The following is an 18,867-nucleotide window of genomic DNA, read 5'->3' on the forward strand; positions in this document are numbered from 1 at the left end:
ACGCTACGCTTCACGCCTCACCCGATCTTGCGAAAGGTACGTTCGCCCGAGGCATCGTCGGCGAATTTCTCTACTCGGTCTCCGCGCACGAATCGATCCGAACGCGAGTCCGAATCGACGCGTAGTCGCGAACGAGATCCAGAAATTGTCCTGTTGAAGACCACGTCTTCGAGCGCACCCCGAACTTCTCCGGGAATCGGCGAAATCGAGGACAGTCGCCGCGCTATGCCCTAGCGGTGAATTTGCGCGCCACGTATTCCTCGACGATGCCGACGAATTCGTGCGCGATGTTCTCGCCGCGCAGGGTCATCGCTTTCGCGCCGTCGATGAACACCGGCGCGGCCGGCGCCTCACCCGTGCCCGGCAGCGAGATGCCGATATTGGCATGCTTGGATTCGCCCGGACCGTTGACCACGCAGCCCATCACGGCGAGGGTCAGATTCTCGACGCCGTCGTACTTGATGCGCCACTCGGGCATCTTCGCGCGCACATGCTCCTGCACGGTCTTGGCGAGTTCCTGGAAGAACACGCTCGTGGTGCGGCCGCAGCCCGGACAGGCGGTGACCAGCGGCGTGAACGCGCGCAGGCCCATGGTCTGCAGCAGCTCCTGGGCGACGATCACTTCGCGCGTGCGCGATTCGTTCGGCTCGGGCGTCAGCGAGATGCGGATCGTGTCGCCGATGCCTTCCTGCAGCAGCACGGCAAGCGCGGCGCTCGAAGCAACGATGCCCTTCGAGCCCATGCCGGCTTCGGTCAGGCCGAGATGCAGCGCGTAGTCGCCGCGCGCGGCGAGGTCGCGATACACGGAGATCAATTCCTGCACGCCGGAGACTTTGCACGAGAGAATGATCTTGTCGCGCGCCATGCCGAGTTCCTCGGCGCGCGCGGCCGAATCGAGCGCCGAGCGGATCAGCGCTTCGCGCGCGACGTGCGCGGCGTCCCAGGGTTCGACGCGCGCATGGTTCTCGTCCATCAGCGCGGCGACCATGCTCTGGTCGAGCGAACCCCAGTTCGCACCGATGCGCACCGGCTTCGCGTACTTCAGGGCAAATTCTATAATTGTGGAAAATTGCACGTCGCGCTTCTTGCCGAAGCCGACGTTGCCGGGATTGATGCGGTACTTCGCCAGCGCTTCGGCACAAGCCGGTTCGACGGCGAGGAGCTGGTGACCGTTGTAATGGAAGTCGCCGATCAGCGGCACGCCGACGCTCATCATGTCGAGGCGCTCGCGGATGCGCGGCACCGCGGCGGCAGCCTCCGGCGTATTCACCGTGATGCGCACCAGCTCCGATCCGGCGCGCGCGAGCTCGGCGACCTGTTTCGTCGTCGACGCGACATCGGCCGTATCGGTATTCGTCATCGACTGCACGACGACCGGCGCCGCGCCGCCGACGTGCACGCTGCCGATCGCGACACCGACCGAGGCGCGCCGCGGCAGCACACCGACGTGCGCGAGTGAAGACTGGGAAGATACGCTCATGGGAAAATCGGACCGGACGGGCCGAAGTACGGCCGCAATGGCGTCGATTTTACCGAATCGGCGATGAACTCGCCCGTTCACGTGACGTGTTCGCGCGAAAACTCGCGGTCATATGCGCAGCGCAGACTGCAAGCCGAGACAGCGCCCGGCGCAGGCCACGTCTCAGCCGTGCACGATACGCACGAGCGCTTCGTCGGGCAGGACGATTTTCTGGTACAGCCCGGCTTCGAGCAGTTCGTACGAAGCGACGCGCACCGGCCGTGGCATCGTATCGGCCGCTGCGTCGTCGATGCGCAGCACTTCGAGCATCACCGCGTCGCGCACGAACGGCCGCGGCACGAGAATGCCCTGCTCGCCGCCCCGTGCTTCGCCGCCCGCACCGATCAGAATTCCGCGTATCGGCGCGCGCGACATGCCTCCGGCGTCGAGTGCGTACACCGCGACTGCGAGCGGCTGCGACGACAGCAGTTCCACGCCGGCTTCGACGCCGCGGTCGCGATCGGCGCGCAGCCAACGCAGTGCGCCGTAGCGCCACTGCTGCTCGCCGCGCGCAAGCGGGGCGACGGCGATCAGCTCGCCGACGCGTGCACGCGCATCCTCGCCCGCGTTCCAGCGCAACCGGTACCCGCGCCGGCTGCGGTCCACCGCCTCGGCGCGTGCGCGCCGTACGGTGGCGCGCGACGGCGTGCGCTGCGCCCAGCTCGCCACCGCGGTGGGTGCTTCGCCGCCGAGCGGCAGGGCGGTCTCGAAATCCTGATTGCCGGAAAGCAGAAAATGCAGGCCCGACAAACCGACTTCGGTTTCGAGCAGAGTTTCGTCGGCGCTGCGCGGATGTTCGCGCTCGCTGCGCTCCGACCAGACGCGGCGCAGCACTTCGACGATGCCGGCCGGCAGCGCCGCGCGTGCGCCGCCGCGGCGCGCCGGCACGACGATCTCGTCGCCATCGCCGCGCTTGTCGAGCAGCGCATCGAACTGCGCAAGCAAGCCGCTGATGTCGAGCACCCAACGATCGTCCGCATCGATCTGCGCGCCGCGCGGCGGCGCCGGCGGCGATAGATCGCCGGCGGCATAGATCGCGATCGCGCCGATCGGCGCGTGTCCCGGCCGCACCTCGCACCACGACGCGAGCGCCGCGAGATTCATATGCAGTTGCCGGTTCTGCACCTGGGTGAACTGGTTCGGCCGCGCGAACGCGTGCAGCACGGCCTGGGTGTAGATCGCACGCGCGCTCGTCTTCGCTCCGGTCGAGACGACCGTATATTCCGCGTCCGCACAGCCCGAGGCGACGGCGAAACGGAACAGGTCGTGCAGGCTCTGCCAGGTACCGGCGGCCGGTTCGCCGTGCATTCTCCAGGCAAGCCAGAGACGCACGCTTTGATGCAGGCAGGCGCGCATGAGCGCCTTGGCGACGACGGAACGGCGCAGGAACGAGACCTTGCCGTCGGCCGTGCACAAATCGCAGACGATCTCGGCATAGCCGATCGCCAGTTCGCGCTCGATCTCGGCGGCAAGCTGGGCGTCGTCGTAGCGGTCGGTCGACATCGGAAAAAATTCGCGCGCTTCGTTTTTCGCGTCGTCGACGAGCGCGGCCGAGGTCAGCTCGAGCATTTCGAGCATCGCCAGGCGCGCTTTCGGCGCGACCACGGCGGCATTGAGCTGGCGCAGCGCATCCTGCAGGCGGGTCAGGGTGAAGCCGCGATTGGCCAGTTGCAGCCGGTCCAGCCATTCGCGCATGGCCTTCGGATCGGCGACGAAGGATCCCCTCTCGGCCGCGGCACGCGGCGGAAGCATCGATTTCAATCGAGTGTACACAGCATTCATATCAATCACGGCAATCAACGGCGCGGGGTCATTCCTAACGGCTCCCGGCCAGGGCGGCAAGCACGAGCCGGCGCGTCAGCTTTTCGGTAACGGTCGCCGGATATTGCAGGTTCAATCGCGTCATGAGTATTTCCGCGTCGGCCACTTGTGGGGAGGAAAGCAGGCTCTTGAGCAAGAATGATGCCAGCTTCAATTTGCTCGCCGAAAGCGCCTTGAGTTTGCCGAGCGCAGGCAGCAGGCGCAGTTCGTCCGCGTCGAAATCGCTGCCGAACGGAAACGCCGGGAAATGCGCAGCCAGATCGCCGCGCTTGAGCGCGTCGACGAGGTTTTTCTTGGTATTGCGCCGCCATTCGGCCGGGATCGTGAAGTCGCGGCGCAGCTTGCCGGCGGCCTTGGCCTGATTGGCGAGCCGGTCCTGGAAACGCGCGTCGGCGATGGCGAGCATGGCGATGATGCAATCCTCATCCGACTTGCCACGCAGGTCGGCGGTGCCGTATTCGGTCACATAAATGTCGCGCAGGTGACGCGGAATGGTGGTGTGGCCGTAGTTCCAGAGAATGTTCGACTCGGCGTTGCCGCCGCGCTCGCGCGTCGAACGCAGCAACAGGATCGAGCGCCCGCCGGTGAGCGCATGCGCCATCGCGACGAAGTTGTACTGTCCGCCGACGCCGGAGACGACCTGGCCGTTCTCAAGCGCGTCGGACGTCGCCGCGCCGAGCAGGGTCGCCATCATGCAGGTGTTGAAGAAGCGCGCATCGCGGCGCTGCAGGGCGTCGAGCGATTCGCGGCCGCCGTAGATCTGATTGATGTCCGACACGCGCGTCATCGACAGGCCGTCGAAGTCCGCGCCGTCGAGGCCGTGCAGCCAGGCGTAGAAATCCTTGGAGCCGAGATAGAACGCACCGCGCAGATAGCGGCCTTCGCGCAAAGTCCGTCCGGCGAGTACGCGGTTCCACTGCGCGCGCGCGTCGGCATTGCTCAGATCGAGCGGCAGGCTGCCGCCGTCGGGCAGTTGCAGTGCGGTGAAGCCCAACTGCGTGCCTTCGGGCAGCAGGCCGAAGCGGACCAGGCGCGCCCATTCCGCCTTGTTGATGAAAGGCCCCAGCGCGCCGCGCGCGTAGAGCGCATCGGCGGCATGCGCGTGCAAGGCCGTGTCCATGATGCTGCCGTCTTCGAGTGCCTGCTCGAGCGCTTGGTCATCGTAGACGCGGCGCTTGAGGACGCCGGCCTTGGCCAGGTGCATGAAACCGTCCATGACCATTTCGCTCGCGCCGTAGAGGCCGGTCGCGAAAGCGCCGAGTTCGCCGATGCGCGCCGCCACGCTGCCCTCTGCGGTCTGCGCCGACACCGCGTCGAGCGCGGCGCGGTACGCGGCGTTGTCGCTCTGGCGCAGCAGCAGCGCATGCACGATCGCGTCGGACAGCGCGCCGATGCCGATCTGCAGGGTGCCGCCGTCGCGCACGAGGGTCGAGGCATGCAGGCCGAGTGCGTATTCGACCGGATCGATCGACGCGCGCGGCAGCGCAAACAGGGTGTGACGGTTGGCGTGGTCGAACAACAGCGCGTCGAAGAAATCCGCCGCGACCTCGGCTTCGTTGCCGACGAAAGGCAGGTCGGGGTGAACCACGCCGACCACGTAGGGACGCGGCGCACCGGCGGCCTGCATACGATCGAGCAGATCGGCGGTGACGTCGGGATTGCAGGCGAGGCTGTAGCGGATGCGCCCGGCCTCTTCGCGCGCGGCGATCAGTTGCACGATCACGTTGATCTCGCGGTCGACGAGATCGCGCGCGACGTGCGTGTAGTTCATGCTCGCGTAGTCGCGCTGCGCCGATTCGACGCCGAGCATCGCGCCCGATTGCATGTAGAACTCGTGCACGCGCACGTTCGCCGGCAGCGTGCCGGCCTTCTGCGCGGCGACATAGGCGAGATCGGGGTAGTCCGCGCCGAAGTGACGAGCGAGAAACGGTTCGACGAAACGCCGCTCCAGGTCGGACTTGGCCTCGGGCCGCGCCAGCGACAACGCGGTGTACAGATCGAGACGCAGCGCCGCATCGTCGGCGACGCGACGGTACAGCGCATTCAGCAATACGTTGGGCTTGCCGAGGCCGAGCGGCGCGGCAACGCGCAGCGCGGCGCCCGCGTGCGCGAAGATGCGCGCGACGCAGGCGTCGACCGAAGTAAGCATGTCGGGATTTCCGTTCACGTAAATCTTCCTGAAACCGGATTGCAATGATCGCAGATCGCGAAGCTGACCGTCATGTGCGGCAAGTCTCGCGGATATTCGCTGTGCGCACAGCCTTGCTGGACACGGCCGCCGCTTGATTCTACTTTTGCGCTTTCCGCGCAGTCCGCGCCGCGACCGCGAGAGGACGCCACCGATGAAAATTGCCGCCGTTCGCGAATACGCCCTCGCTCTGCCCGAAACCGCCGAGGCGCCGCATTTCAACTATGCCGCGTTCCGCGTGCGCGGCAAGATCTTCGTCACCGTGCCGCCTGCAGAGACGCATATCCACGTCTTCGTCGGTGAAGAGGAGCGCGAACCGGCGCTCGCGCTCTATGCGGAATTCGTCGAGAAACTGTTCTGGGGCGAGAAGGCGATCGGCCTGCGCGTCGAACTCGCCAAGGCCAAGCCGGCCGTGGTCAGACAGCTCGTGCACAAAGCGTGGGAAACCAAGGCGCCGAAGACCCTGCTGGCGAAGATCGCAGCACGCTGAAGCGACTGCCGCCGCGACCGGGTCGGCAGCGAGCAGCCGCCGGCGTGCGGCATACTTGAGGCATCGCGTCCGCCTCCCCATTGCGTGCATCGTCATGTCTACCGCCTTGCTCATCATCGATATCCAACGCGCCCTGTGCACGGGCGAAGAAGCCGCTTTCGACATCGAACGCGTCGTCGAAAAAATCAACGCGCTCGGCGCCGACGCGCGCGCCGCGGGCGTACCCGTGGTGCTGGTCCAGCACGAGGAAGACACCGGCGCGCTGCGCTTTGCTGGCGACGGCTGGCAGCTCGCGGAGTCGCTGGTGACGGCGCCGACCGACCTGCGCACACGCAAGACCGCGCCGGACTCCTTCCACGACACCGGACTGCACGCACAGCTCAGTTCACTCGGCATCGATCGGCTCGTCGTCTGCGGCCTGCAGAGTGACTGCTGCGTTGAAGCGACGTCTCGCGGCGCGCTGGCCCTCGGCTACGAGGTGGCGCTTGCCGCGGATGCGCACTCCACCGTCGACAGCAACGGCATCGCCGCAGCGCAGTTGTCCGCGCGAGTCAATTCCGCGCTCGCCGATCTGGCCGACGCAGGACAGCGCATCGCCGTACTGCCGGCGGAGCAGATACGAATCCACGCCTGAAACCTGGCCGCCGTTGCGCCTGCGAATACGCGGGCCTGTGCGGCGGTTCCATCATCCGAAGTTTTCCGAAATGAACGCGAATCACGCGCTGCAAATCGATATCGTCGCCAGCGAAGACCTGGACGAGAGCCTGCGCAACGAACTGCTCGCGCTGTGCAGCGCGGCCTACGAAGAAGACTTCTCGCCGTTCCTCGACCTGCTGCATCCGGCGACGCATCTGCTCGGCCGCATCGATGGCGAACTGATCAGCCACGCCGCCTGGGTCGAGCGCGAACTGCGCGCCGGCACGGGCGGCGCACTGCGCACCGCCTACGTCGAAGCCGTCGCCACGCTGCCCGCGCATCAGGGCCGCGGCTACGCGAGCGAGCTGCTGCGGAGCATTCCGCCATTGCTCGGCGACTACGCCATCGCGGCGCTGTCGCCGTCTGCGGACGCTTATTACCGGCGCCTCGGCTGGGAACTCTGGCTCGGGCCGCTGTCGTACGTCGATCGCGACGGCACCGAGATTCCGACACCCGGGGAAGAAGTGATGATCCATCGCCTGCCGCACACGCCGCCGTCGCTGGATCTGCATGCGCCTCTGTCGACCGACTGGCGGCCCGGCGACGTCTGGTAGCAGTTCGCCTCGCGTCTCAACCGGGCGCCGCTTTCGCTCATCTCCACTTATGGCTCTCCTGCGGAATCTTTCGATGAAATATGTCTGGCTCGTTTCCCTGTTCCTCACCTTCGCCTGCGCATCGACATCGACGCACGCGGCGACCGACGCCGAGCGCTACCAGCTCTCGCGCGACGTGGTGAAAGATCTCGAACGCATCGTCGCGCCGAACGGCGTCCAGGAAACGTACAAAACGAAAATCGGCGGCATCGACCAATGGCTCAATGTGCGCGGCCAGGACAAGGCGAACCCGATCATCCTGTTCATTCACGGCGGCCCGGCTTCGCCGCTGATGCCGACGATCTGGCAGTTCCAGCGGCCGATCGAGGAATATTTCACCGTGGTCAACTGGGACCAGCGCGGCGCCGGCAAGACTTTCGGCGAGGTCGCGCCCGATTCGATCGCCGACAGCATCCACATCGGACGCTACGTCGACGACGCGATCGAGGTCGCCGAGCACATCCGCAAAAAATACGGCAAGCGCAAGCTGATCCTGATGGGCCACAGCTGGGGCACGGTCGTAGGCATGGGCGCCGCGCTGAAGCGGCCCGACCTGTTCCATGCCTATGTCGGCATCGGCCAGAACGTCAACACGATGGAGAACGAGCGCGTCAGCTTCGACTTCGGCCTCGCTCAAGCGAAGGCGCACAACAACGCCGAAGCGGTGAAGGAGATGGAATCGATCGCGCCCTATCCCGGAGACAAGCCGGTCACGCGCGAACGCATCATCATCGCGCGCAAGTGGCCGCAGTTCTACGGCGGCTTGAGCGCATACCGCGACAACTCGCCGTACTTCTTCGACGCGCCGCTGCTCTCACCCGAATACGATTTCAACGACCGCCAGGCGATCGACAAGGGCAACGTGTTCACCCTTGCGCGGATCATGCCGGAGTTCCTCGCCGTCGATTACACGGGAGTGCGCACGTTCCCGATTCCGGTCGTGATGTTCATGGGCCGGCACGACTACACGACGCCGTCCGAGCCGACCGCGAAATGGCTCGATCAGGTCAAGGCGCCGTACAAGCGCGGCATCTGGTTCGAGCATTCCGCCCATATGATCCCGTGGGAGGAGCCCGGCAAAACCCTGATGAGCCTGGTTCAGTACGTACGTCCGCTCGCGCTCGACGCGAACGGCGCCGAACGCTGAGAATATCCGCCGATTCGAGGAAACCCGACATGACTTCTTCCCTGCGACACCTCAGCGCGATCAGCCTGTTCGTCGAAGACGTGGCGGTTGCCAAGCGCTTCTATCAAAACGTGTTCGGCGCCGAAACGATCTTCGAGGACGAGGTCTCCGCCGCGCTGCGGTTCGACAACTTCATCCTCAACCTGCTCCACGTCGGCAGCGCCGGCGAGATCATCGAGCCGGACCAGCCCGGTGCACGCAATGCCGGCTCGCGTTTCCAGCTCAGCGTCTGGATCGACGACGTCGATGCGGTCTGCGCGCGCCTCGCCGAGCACGGCGTCACCCTGCTCGCCGGCCCGAAAGACCGGCCCTGGGGCAAGCGTACAGCGAATTTCGTCGACCCGGCGGGGCACTCGTGGGAAGTCGCGCAGGTCATCGCCACAGCGCAGAATTGATCGCGTCTGCTTGAACAGGAAACCGGCATGTTGATCCACGGCGCCTGCCATTGCGGAAACATCGCTTTCGACCTGCACTGGGAACCCGATCCCGTGCGGATTCCCGCACGCGCCTGCACCTGCTCGTTCTGCATCGGCCACGGCGGCGTTTGGACGTCTTTTCCGTCGGCTCGCCTGCGCGTGGAGGTCGAGCAACCTTCGCTCGTGTCGCGCTACGCCTTCGGCACGCAGACCGCGGAGTTCCACGTCTGCTCGCGTTGCGGCGTCGTGCCGGTGGTCACCGCCGCCATGGACGGCAATCTCTACGCCGTCGTCAACGTCAACACCTTCGAAGAAACCGCGAGGGCGCTCGTGCAGCAGTCGCCGATCACGTTCGACGACGAAGATCCGGCTACACGCCTGGCGCGGCGCAAACGCAACTGGATTGCCGACGTCGGCTTTGCCGGCGGCCAGGGCTGAAGTCCGCCGCCCGCCCCACGCGGCAGCGGAGTGGCAATAGGCCGGACTCCACCGCAGAAGACGAAGTCGCTACTATGCGGACACCGGCGAGGACGACCTCGCCGGCCTATTCGACCTTACGGGGACGACCCCAGCATCAGGAGAAATCTCATGGCTTGGGTACTGCTCGTTCTCGCCGGTCTGCTCGAAGTGGTCTGGGCGATCGGACTGAAATACACCGAAGGCTTCACGAAGCTCTGGCCGAGCGTCGGCACCGTGGCGGCGATGACCGCGAGTTTCTGGCTGTTGGCGACCGCGATGAAGACGCTGCCCGTCGGCACCGCCTACGGCGTCTGGGTCGGCGTCGGCGCGGTCGGCACGGTGATTTTCGGCATCGTCCTGTTCGCCGAGCCGATGAACGCCGCGAGGCTGATCAGCGTCGGTCTCATCATCGCGGGCATCATCGGGCTCAAGCTGGCTACGCCGGGTTGACGCCGCGAGAAAGCGCGGCGAGGCGCGCGCTCAGTCCGGCTCGAAGCCGAGCGCGGCCGAGTTGATGCAGTAGCGCAGTCCGGTCGGCTTCGGGCCCTCGGAAAAGACGTCGCCGAGATGCGAGTCGCAGCGCGCGCATTGGACCTCGACGCGGCGCATGCCGTGGCTGTCGTCTTCCTGCTCGCTGACCGCGGCGTCGTTGAGCGGCCGGTAGTAGCTCGACCAGCCGCTGCCGGATTCGTACTTCGTCTGCGAGGAAAACAGTTCGGCGCCGCAGGCCGCGTACAGATAGGTGCCGGCCTCGTGGTGGTCGCAGTATTTGCCGGTGAACGGCCGCTCGGTGGCCGAGCAGCGGCAGATCGCGTACTGCTTCGGACTCAGTTCTTCGCGCCACTGCGCATCGGTCTTTTCGATCTTGTCGGTCATCGTCGATCTCCCGTCGACCGCGTGTCGGACGCGTGGAATATGCGACCGCGCCGGGCATCGGGCAACGCCGCCGCGCCCGTCCAAACATGAACGGTACGCCGCCGCGCGGATTGCCCCTGCCCCCTCATTCGGGCAAGATTGCCGCCCTCGTGCCTGCTTGCGACCTCACTGTGCAGCCATCCCTGCTACTCGACCGCCGGCTTCGGCACCTGTCCCTGCGTCCGCTGCCCCTGCTGCTGATGCTCGTCCTCGCCGAACCCGCCGCCGCGCAGACCGCGGTCGTCGCACCGTCGAGTACCCAGTACATGTGCCCGGCGGGTGTGATGCGCTGCGTGACACCGAAGGACGAATTCGGCAAGTGCAAGCGCAACGACCTGCTCGATTTCTTCGTCTCCGGCCTACCGCCGGCGGGCGACCGCTCCAAAGCGCAGACCCTGGCCGACGCCAATAAGGTGACGTGGCTCGACAAGACCCACGCCCAGCTCGAAGACAGCGTACAGATGCAGAAGCTCGACGCCCTGCTGCGTACCGACTTCCTCACCTACGACACCGAGACCACGGACTACACGGCGACCGGCCACGTGCGCTACCAGGACGCGAGCATGCTGATGTCGGCCGACAAGGCCCGCGGCACGACGACGCCGAACGTGACCTATCTCGACAACGTGCGCTACCAGATGCTCGACCAGCGCGGCAATGGCGTCGCCGCGATCGTCAATCAGACCGACCCGGACCACACGAAGATGACGTCCGGCACGTTCTCGACCTGCGATCCGACCGAGCGCCAGTGGGAAATGCGCTCGGACAATCTCGAAATCGACAAGGTCAAGAACGAAGGCTACGGCCACGGCGTCACTCTCGCCTATCAGGGCGTGCCGTTCATGTGGCTGCCATATATCTCGTTCCCGATCGACGAGGACCGGCATTCCGGCTTCCTCATGCCGGTCATGAACTACAGCAGCCGCAAGGGATTCAAGCTCGGCATTCCGTATTACTTCGATCTGGCGCCGAACTACGACGCCACGCTTAAGCCGATCGAGTTCACCAAGCGCGGGCCAATGCTCGATTCCGAATTCCGCTATATCTCGGAGTGGGATCGCCTGCAGCTCAACCTCGGCTACATGCCGAACGACCAAGTGACGGACTCTTCGCGCGGCTACCTGCGCCTGCAGAACTGGACGACGTTCTCCTCGAACTGGGGCGCGACGGTCGATATCCACCGCGTTTCCGACAACGTCTACCTGCGCGATTTCGGCGACAGCTTCCAAAGCACCGCGATCAGCCTGTTGCCGTCTAGCGCCTATGTGAACGGCCACGGCACATGGTGGAACATGTCGATCGGCGGCGACATGTGGCAGGTCAGCGACCCGAGCATGGAGCCGGTCTGCGCCGGCGGCGGCGCGCCGGGCACGTGCTCGAACCCGGCCGTATTCAAGCCTTATACGCGCCTGCCGCGCGTGACCTTCAACGCCGCACAGAAATTCGGCGATCTCGAAGTCGGCATGGAGTCGGAGTACGTCAATTTCAGCCGCGCCTATTCGGTGACCGGACAGCGCCTCGATCTCTATCCACACATCTCTTATCCGATCGAAAGCCTAGCCTGGTTCATCCGCCCGACGATCGGCTATCGCTTCACCAAGTACGATCTGTCGAATCTGAACTTCGCCGATCCGACGCAGTTGCGACCCAACGTTGCCGCGTCGCGCAGCCTGCCGATCGTCAGCCTCGACTCGGGCCTGTTCTTCGAGCGCGACACCAAGCTGTTCGGCAACTCGCTGATCCAGACCCTCGAACCGCGCCTGTTCTACCTGTACGTGCCGTACCGCAATCAGGACCGGCTGCCGAATTTCGATACGTCGCTGCCCAGCATGGATTTCCCGAGCCTGTTCCGCACCAACGCCTACACCGGCGGCGACCGCCAGTCGGATGCGAACCAGGCAACGTTCGCGCTGACGTCACGCCTGATCGACGCGGAAAGCGGCGACCAATTCCTCAGCGCGAGCATCGGCCAGATCCGCTACTTCAAGACGCCGCGCGTCAACCTGCTGCCCTACTATGCGCCGCTCGCTTACACCGGCAAGGACATCTTCACCGAGGTCCAGGTGCGCATCAACCGCAACTGGAGCGTGACCTGGGACCAGCAGTGGAATCCCGATCCGGTCTACCCGGCTACGCAGAACGGCAAGAACGTCTGGATTCCGTGGGACCATCGCACCGATCTGTCCTCGATCGCGATCCAACGCCGTTTCGGCACCGACGGCGTGTTCAACTTCTCCTATCGCTTCCGCCGCGGCTATCTCGAACAGTACGACGTCACCACGCTGATTCCGCTCAATCAGCGCTGGAGCATCGTCGGCCGCTACTACTATTCGCTGCGCGACCGGCAGATGCTCGAATCCTTCGCCGGCGTGCAGTACGACACCTGCTGCGTCGCCATGCGCCTAGTCGCGCGGCGCTGGCTCAACAACGTCAGCAATACCCTCAACGGCGGCGTCTACCTGCCCGACAACGTCAAGGCGGAAACCACGGCGTTCTTCGAGGTCGAGTTCAAGGGCATCGGCTCCAGCGGCCAGCGAACGGAAAATTTCCTGCGCCATGCTATCCTTGGCTATCAATGAGTTACGTTCCTGCGTCCGCGCCGCCTGAGCGTGCGCGGGTCGCCCGATGCGCGGAGTCCGTTCAGGGTGGCCGCGCTATCTTCCTTTTCCCGCACGCGGGCGCGCCGGCGCCCCGCCGAATGATTGTCCGATTGCAGAGTCGCCGATGAACAAGCTTTTCGCCGCCCTCCTTGCCGCTTTCCTCGTTGCCGCGCCTGCGCTGCACGCGCAGATTCAGCCGATCGAGCCGCTTGACCGCATCGTCGCGATCGCCGACGACGACGTCATTCTGCAGAGCGAACTCGACCGCGCCGTGGCCCAGATCCAGGCTCAGTACCGCAGCAATCCGCAGCAGCTGCCGCCGACCGACGTGCTGCGCAGCCAGTTGCTCGACCGCCTGATCATGAACCGCCTGCAGATCCAGCGCGCGCAGGGCACCGGCATCCGCGTGACCGACAACGACGTCGATCAGGCGATCCAGCGCATCGCGCAGCAGAACCAGATCGACATGAGCCAGTTGCGCGGCGCACTCGCGCGCGACGGCGTCGACTACGACGAGTTCCGCAAGCAGACCAAGGAACAGATCCTCGTACAACGCCTGCAGCAGCGCATCATGCAGAGTTCGGGACAGGTCACCGACGCCGAAGTCGACACGATGCTCTCAAGCGGCAACGTCAAGACCGGCGAAATCCATCTCGCCCATATCCTGATCGCGACGCCGGAGAATGCGAGCGCCGACCAGATCAAGACGGCCAAGGACAAAGCCGACGACGTGAAGAAGCAGATCGACGGCGGCCTCGACTTCAGCGCCGCGGCGATCCGCTACTCGAACGCCCAGGACGCGCTGCCCGACGGCGGCGACCTCGGCTGGCGCCCGGTCAGCTCCGTCCCCGAGGCCTTTGCGCAGATCGCCGAGACGCTTTCGCCGGGCCAGGTTTCCCCGGTCGTGCGCGGACCGAACGGCTTCCACATCATCAAGGTGGTCGACAAGCGCAACACCGGCGGCAAGCAGCTCGTCACCGAATACCATGCGCGTCACATCATGATCCCGATCACCGAACTCGTGTCGAGCGCCGAAGCGCAGAAGACCGCCGCCGACCTGCGCCGCCGCATCGTCGACGGTCACGAGGACTTCGCCAAGCTGGCCAAGGAATACTCGAAGGATCCACCGACCGCCAACCTCGGCGGCGACATGGGCTGGTTCCCGATCGACCGCTACGGCACGGCCGTCGCGACGACGATTTCCGGGCTCAAGAACAACAACGACGTCTCGCAGCCGTTCCAGACCGACGTCGGCTGGCACATCCTGCAAGTGCTCGGCAAGCGCGAAATGGACCGCACCGTCGACGCCCAGCGCGACCAAGTGCGCGAGATGATCCGCCAGCGCAAGGCCGAAGACGAAATCGAAAGCCAGATGCGCACGTTCCGCGCCGAAGCCTATATCTGCGCGGTCGATCCGGCCTACGTGACCAAGGAACGCGCGTCCTGCTCGGAAGCCGTGCTCAAGAAGGCCGAGTCCAAGTAAGTCCGCGTCGGGGCGGCACGAACGTCGCCCAGGGCATCGCTGCCATGCTCCCGCGCATCGCCATCACTGCCGGCGAACCCGCCGGCATCGGTCCTGAAATCGTCGCGGCACTCGCCGCGACCGATCTCGCCGCCGACCTTGTCGCCGTCGCCGACGCCGGCCTGCTCGCCGCCGCGGCGAAGTCAGCCGGAACGGCACTCGAACTCGAAGACTATCCGGCACCGCGCATCACGCAGCGCAAGCCCGGCTCGCTGCGCTGCCTGTATGTGCCGCTGCGCGCGACGGCCGTGCCCGGCAGGCTTGATCCACGCAACGGCGCCTACGTGATCGACACCCTCGCGCGCGCGGCCGACGGCTGTGCCGCGGGCGAATTCGATGCGCTGGTCACCGCGCCGGTGCAGAAAAGCACGATCAACGATGCCGGCATTGCTTTCACCGGCCATACCGAATTCTTCGCCGAACGCGCGCATTGCGAAGTCGCGATGATGCTCGTCGCTCCGGGCCTGCGCGTCGCTCTGGCGACCACGCATCTGCCGCTCTCTGCGGTCGCCGCGGCGATCACGCGCGACACGCTTGCGCGCATCGTCCGCATCGTCGATGCGGATCTGCGCACGCGATTCCGCATCGCGAACCCGCGCATCTGCGTGCTCGGCCTGAATCCTCATGCCGGTGAATCGGGCCATCTCGGCCGCGAAGAAATCGACACGATTATTCCCGCGCTGAACGCACTGCGCTGCGAAGGTATTGCGCTCGACGGCCCGCTGCCGGCCGACACCGCCTTCCTGCCCGGCCTGCGCGCGAAATACGACGCCTTTCTCGCGATGTACCACGACCAAGGCCTGCCGGTACTCAAGGCGCTCGGCTTCGGCGATTCGGTCAACGTGACCCTCGGCCTGCCCTACGTGCGCACGTCGGTCGATCACGGCACCGCGCTCGATCTTGCCGGCACCGGACGTGCCGACGCATCGAGCCTGATCGTGGCGACGAAGCTCGCGATCGAACTTGCCGCGAACCGCGGCTGATCATTCCCGGCAGAGTTCTTCCTTCACCGGCACCACCACGGGCGCCGGCGTGCGCGCGAAGCCCGGCACGCGCTCGAAGATCAGCGCGACCGCGAACAACACGAGCGCACAACCCGCGATCGCCGCCCAGGTGATCGCTTCGTGCAGGAACAACGAGGCCCAGAGCAGCGCGAACAAAGGCACGAGGAAGGTCACCGTCACCGTGCGCTCGACGCCGGCCGCACGCAGGATGCGGAAATACAAGGCATAGGCGATGCCGGTGCAGAGAATGCCGAGTGCGATCAGCGCGGCGGACACGCCGCCCGCTGGCAACTCGGCCGGCGCGGTCGCCAATGCCACCGGAATCAACGGCACGCAGCCGCCGATCAGATTGCCTGCGGTGATCGTGAGCGGATCGGCATCGCCATAGCGCGCCTTGGCCAGAATCGCGCCGACCGCGTAGAGGAACGAGGCGAGCAGCGCCGCCGCGAAACCGATGACCGTTCCCCAATTCATTTCCAGATGACCGAACCGGGCCAGCGTGGCGACGCCGAGTACGCCGACCACCACGCCGGCGAGCTTCGACGTCGACGGCCGCGTGCCGCGGCCCCAGCCGATCAGCACGGCGAACAGCGGCACGGTCGCATTGAGCACGGCGAGATAGCCGGCCGGCAGCGAGCGCGCCGCGACCGCGAACAGGGCCAGCGGCACGCCCATGACGATCGGACCGACCACGAGGTAGTCGCGCCAACGCGCGCGCCACTGCAGGGACTTGCGCATCACTACGAGCACGGCGAGCAGGGTCAGCGCGGCGAAGATCATGCGCCCGGCACCGGTCATGCCCGCGCCGATCACCGGCACGGTGATGCGCTGAAACATGAAGGAGGCGCCCCAGATCATGCCGAGGGCGACGAGTTGGGCGAAGATCGCGGCGTTCATTGAAGACTCCGTGGAAAGGTTCGCGCGGGCCGCGCGGGCGTCCGTCCCAGATGCGCATCCTAAGCCGCGCGCACGCGCGCGGGAAACGCTATTTTCTCGCCTCACCTGTGAGTTTTTTTCACAGATGATAGACTGCGCCGCATGCGTTCTCCCATGCCGATCGGCGCATGAATCCCTGGCACCGCCTGCCGCCGCTGCGCTCGCTGCGCGTGCTCGAAGCCGCCGTGCGCCACCAGAACTATTCGCGTGCGGCGGAAGAGCTCAACCTCACCCATAGCGCGGTAAGTCACCAAATCCACGCGCTCGAAGCGGCGCTTGGACTGCCGCTGCTGCGCCGCGCCGGCCGGCAGATGGCCGCGACCGACGCAGGCCGCCAGCTCGCCCAGGACGTGCGCGCGGCGCTCGACCAGCTTGCCGCGGCACTGGAACGCCTGCGCGATCACGATAGTGCAAATTCGCTCACAGTCAGCGTGCTGCCGTCGTTCGCCGCGGCGTGGCTCGTCACCCGCCTCGGCGGCTTCCTCGAACGCCATCCCGGCATCGATCTGCGCCTCGACAGCACGCCCGCGGTGTCGGACTTCCGCAGCGACGGCGTCGACGTCGCCATCCGCTACGGCACCGGCAATTACGATGACTTGGTCAGCGAAAAACTGTTCGACGACGAAATGTTCCCTACGCTGAGCCCGGCGCTCGCGCGGCGTTCGCGTCTGCGCAGCCCGGCCGACCTCGCGCGGGTGCCGCTGCTGCGCATCCGTCAGCAGCCGTGGGCGCCGTGGTTCGCCGCGGCCGGCGTCAATATCGCCGAACCGCGCCGCGGCCCGGTATTCAACGACTCCGAACTCGCCCTGCAGGCGGCGATCCAGGGCCAGGGTGCGGTCCTCGCGCGCGGTTCGCTTGCCGCGCTCAAATTGCGCGCCGGCACGCTCGTGGCCCCGTTCGCGCAGCGCATTCCGTCGCCGGCCACCTGTCATCTTGTCTATCCGCCGCAGAACGCGCGCAAGCCGACCCTGCTCAAGTTCCGCGAATGGCTGTACGAGGAACTGCGCGCCTCGCCGCCCATGTACCGTCCCGACGCCTGACCGTGTTCGCAGCAGCCGCATTCGGCGGAGCGCACGCGCACGGCGCTCGGAATCCCCATGTGCTCGACTGTACACTTCGGTTGCTGCGCTGCGTGCTCACGCGCACTGCCTTCGCTCGCCACGCTTAGAGAACGGGTTCCACCGCATGAACGATTTCGCCCCGCACGTCACCAAGAAGCGCTTCGGCCAGCACTTTCTCCACGACAAAAATATACTACGCCGCATTGTGGAATATGTGGCAGCGAAGCCCGGCGAGTGCCTCGTCGAGATCGGCCCCGGCGAAGGCGCGCTGACTTTTCTGCTGCTGCAGGCGACCGGCCGGCTCACCGCGATCGAACTCGACCGCGACCTGATCGAGCCGCTGCGCGCGCGCGCGAAAGGCGTCGGCGAACTGACGATCGTCAACCGCGACGTGCTCGAAGTCGATTTCTCCGCGCTCGCGCGCGACGCCGGCGTGAGCAAGGTCCGCCTCGTCGGCAACCTGCCCTACAACATCTCCACGCCGATCCTGTTCCACTGCCTCGACCATGCCGGCGTGATCGACGACATGCACTTCATGCTGCAGAAAGAAGTGGTCGAGCGCATGGCCGCCGGTCCCGGCAGCAAGACTTACGGGCGGCTCTCGGTGATGCTGCAACTGCGCTGCTCGGTCGAGCCGCTGTTCGATGTGCCGCCGACTGCGTTCTCGCCGCCGCCGAAAGTCGATTCGGCGGTCGTGCGTCTCGTTCCGCTGCCCGCCGAAAAGCTGCCGCAGACCGATTTCGTCGCGATCGACCGCGTCGTCCGCGCCGCGTTCGGCCAGCGCCGCAAGACACTCGGCAACGCCCTGCGCCAAGTCGCCGGCGCAGACGATCTCGCCGCTGCCGGCATCGACGCGCGCGAACGCGCCGAACAGTTGCCGCCCGCGGCATTCGTCGCGCTCGCGCGCGTGCTCGAATCGAAGAATTGAGCGCGCTTCTGTCATAGAAACGTAATTCGCGGCACACGATTCACCTGTCCGCATTCGGGCATGAAAAATCGCAAAGCCGCGAGAAACGCGGCGCCGTTTCGTTCCCGGCCCTTGCTTCACTGTTCCGGCCTGCGCACAATCGGCGCATGAGCGACGACACCCTCTATGCGATCAGCGTGGCCGTGCAGACCCAGTTTCTGCAGGACCAGTCCATGCCGGATGCGGACCGCTACGCATTTTCCTACACGATCCACATCGCCAATACGGGCCGCGTCGCCGCTCGCCTGATCTCACGCCACTGGATCATCACTGACGCGAACGGCAAGGTTCAGGAAGTGCGCGGCGAAGGCGTGGTCGGCGAACAGCCCTGGCTGCGTCCGGGCGACGATTTCCAATACACCTCCGGCGCCGTGCTCGAAACCGCCGTCGGCACCATGCGCGGCAGCTACCAGATGCTCGCCGACGACGGACGCCGCTTCGACGCGGCGATCCCGCAGTTCACGCTGTCGATCCCGCGGACCGTGCATTGACGG

At 65.9% G+C, this 18,867-nt stretch carries 18 protein-coding genes; 13 read left to right on the plus strand and 5 right to left on the minus strand.

The genetic code is table 11. The annotated features are described in order from the left end of the window. Positions 1-223 precede the first annotated feature (223 nt). From ispG to FFS30_RS00805, 3 genes are all read right to left on the minus strand, one after another. The gene (gene ispG, locus FFS30_RS00795; RefSeq protein WP_137911210.1) at positions 224-1,480 is read right to left on the minus strand and encodes a flavodoxin-dependent (E)-4-hydroxy-3-methylbut-2-enyl-diphosphate synthase; all 1,257 of its coding nucleotides are present in this window, start codon (positions 1,478-1,480) and stop codon (positions 224-226) included. Between the two features lie 162 nt (positions 1,481-1,642). Further along, positions 1,643-3,271: a hypothetical protein gene (locus FFS30_RS00800; RefSeq protein WP_137911211.1), complete on the minus strand. Its 1,629-nt coding sequence runs from the start codon at positions 3,269-3,271 to the stop codon at positions 1,643-1,645. Between the two features lie 64 nt (positions 3,272-3,335). Then, positions 3,336-5,507, minus strand: coding sequence for an acetyl-CoA hydrolase/transferase C-terminal domain-containing protein (locus FFS30_RS00805; protein ID WP_249352106.1), 2,172 nt, complete (start codon positions 5,505-5,507; stop codon positions 3,336-3,338). 175 nt (positions 5,508-5,682) lie between these two features. Between FFS30_RS00805 and FFS30_RS00810 the strand changes: the two genes are divergently transcribed. From FFS30_RS00810 to sugE, 7 genes are all read left to right on the plus strand, one after another. Continuing rightward, positions 5,683-6,018, plus strand: coding sequence for an MmcQ/YjbR family DNA-binding protein (locus FFS30_RS00810; protein WP_137911212.1), 336 nt, complete (start codon positions 5,683-5,685; stop codon positions 6,016-6,018). Positions 6,019-6,112: 94 nt separating this feature from the next. Then, positions 6,113-6,652 (plus strand): cysteine hydrolase family protein, encoded by a 540-nt coding sequence (locus FFS30_RS00815; RefSeq protein WP_137911213.1) that lies wholly within the window; start codon positions 6,113-6,115, stop codon positions 6,650-6,652. Between the two features lie 70 nt (positions 6,653-6,722). Then, positions 6,723-7,268 (plus strand): GNAT family N-acetyltransferase, encoded by a 546-nt coding sequence (locus tag FFS30_RS00820; protein ID WP_137911214.1) that lies wholly within the window; start codon positions 6,723-6,725, stop codon positions 7,266-7,268. Between the two features lie 73 nt (positions 7,269-7,341). Next, the gene (locus tag FFS30_RS00825) at positions 7,342-8,454 is read left to right on the plus strand and encodes an alpha/beta hydrolase (RefSeq protein ID WP_137911215.1); all 1,113 of its coding nucleotides are present in this window, start codon (positions 7,342-7,344) and stop codon (positions 8,452-8,454) included. 29 nt (positions 8,455-8,483) lie between these two features. After that, a complete protein-coding gene (locus FFS30_RS00830) occupies positions 8,484-8,888 on the plus strand; it encodes a VOC family protein (protein WP_137911216.1) in 405 nt (134 codons plus the stop codon). A gap of 27 nt (positions 8,889-8,915) precedes the next feature. Beyond that, complete coding sequence (locus FFS30_RS00835) at positions 8,916-9,347, plus strand: hypothetical protein (RefSeq protein WP_137911217.1); 432 nt, start codon at positions 8,916-8,918, stop codon at positions 9,345-9,347. Between the two features lie 150 nt (positions 9,348-9,497). Continuing rightward, the gene (gene sugE / locus FFS30_RS00840) at positions 9,498-9,818 is read left to right on the plus strand and encodes a quaternary ammonium compound efflux SMR transporter SugE (RefSeq protein WP_137911218.1); all 321 of its coding nucleotides are present in this window, start codon (positions 9,498-9,500) and stop codon (positions 9,816-9,818) included. 30 nt (positions 9,819-9,848) lie between these two features. On the opposite strand, the gene msrB is transcribed toward sugE, so the two are convergent. Continuing rightward, positions 9,849-10,244: a peptide-methionine (R)-S-oxide reductase MsrB gene (msrB, locus tag FFS30_RS00845; RefSeq protein ID WP_137911219.1), complete on the minus strand. Its 396-nt coding sequence runs from the start codon at positions 10,242-10,244 to the stop codon at positions 9,849-9,851. Between the two features lie 170 nt (positions 10,245-10,414). Between msrB and lptD the strand changes: the two genes are divergently transcribed. From lptD to pdxA, 3 genes are all read left to right on the plus strand, one after another. Next, on the plus strand, positions 10,415-12,862 hold the full coding sequence (gene lptD, locus FFS30_RS00850) for an LPS assembly protein LptD (RefSeq protein ID WP_212742380.1): 2,448 nt from the start codon (positions 10,415-10,417) through the stop codon (positions 12,860-12,862). A 145-nt stretch (positions 12,863-13,007) separates the two neighbouring features. After that, complete coding sequence (locus tag FFS30_RS00855; RefSeq protein WP_137911221.1) at positions 13,008-14,366, plus strand: peptidylprolyl isomerase; 1,359 nt, start codon at positions 13,008-13,010, stop codon at positions 14,364-14,366. Positions 14,367-14,410: 44 nt separating this feature from the next. Then, positions 14,411-15,388, plus strand: coding sequence for a 4-hydroxythreonine-4-phosphate dehydrogenase PdxA (gene pdxA, locus FFS30_RS00860; RefSeq protein ID WP_137911222.1), 978 nt, complete (start codon positions 14,411-14,413; stop codon positions 15,386-15,388). Here pdxA and FFS30_RS00865 read toward each other — a convergent pair whose 3' ends face one another. Continuing rightward, complete coding sequence (locus tag FFS30_RS00865) at positions 15,389-16,306, minus strand: DMT family transporter (protein WP_137911223.1); 918 nt, start codon at positions 16,304-16,306, stop codon at positions 15,389-15,391. Positions 16,307-16,473: 167 nt separating this feature from the next. On the opposite strand from FFS30_RS00865, the gene gcvA reads away from it, so the two are divergent. The 3 genes from gcvA to apaG all read left to right on the plus strand — a co-directional run bounded on the left by gcvA (position 16,474) and on the right by apaG (position 18,864). Then, the gene (gcvA, locus tag FFS30_RS00870) at positions 16,474-17,385 is read left to right on the plus strand and encodes a transcriptional regulator GcvA (RefSeq protein WP_137911224.1); all 912 of its coding nucleotides are present in this window, start codon (positions 16,474-16,476) and stop codon (positions 17,383-17,385) included. Between the two features lie 145 nt (positions 17,386-17,530). Continuing rightward, positions 17,531-18,334, plus strand: coding sequence for a 16S rRNA (adenine(1518)-N(6)/adenine(1519)-N(6))-dimethyltransferase RsmA (rsmA, locus tag FFS30_RS00875; protein WP_137911225.1), 804 nt, complete (start codon positions 17,531-17,533; stop codon positions 18,332-18,334). Positions 18,335-18,480: 146 nt separating this feature from the next. After that, positions 18,481-18,864, plus strand: a complete 384-nt coding sequence (gene apaG / locus FFS30_RS00880) for a Co2+/Mg2+ efflux protein ApaG (protein WP_137911226.1) — start codon at positions 18,481-18,483, stop codon at positions 18,862-18,864. Positions 18,865-18,867 lie beyond the last annotated feature (3 nt).

The organism is Rudaea sp. 3F27F6 (assembly GCF_005503555.1).
Classification (GTDB): Bacteria; Pseudomonadota; Gammaproteobacteria; order Xanthomonadales; family Rhodanobacteraceae; genus Rudaea.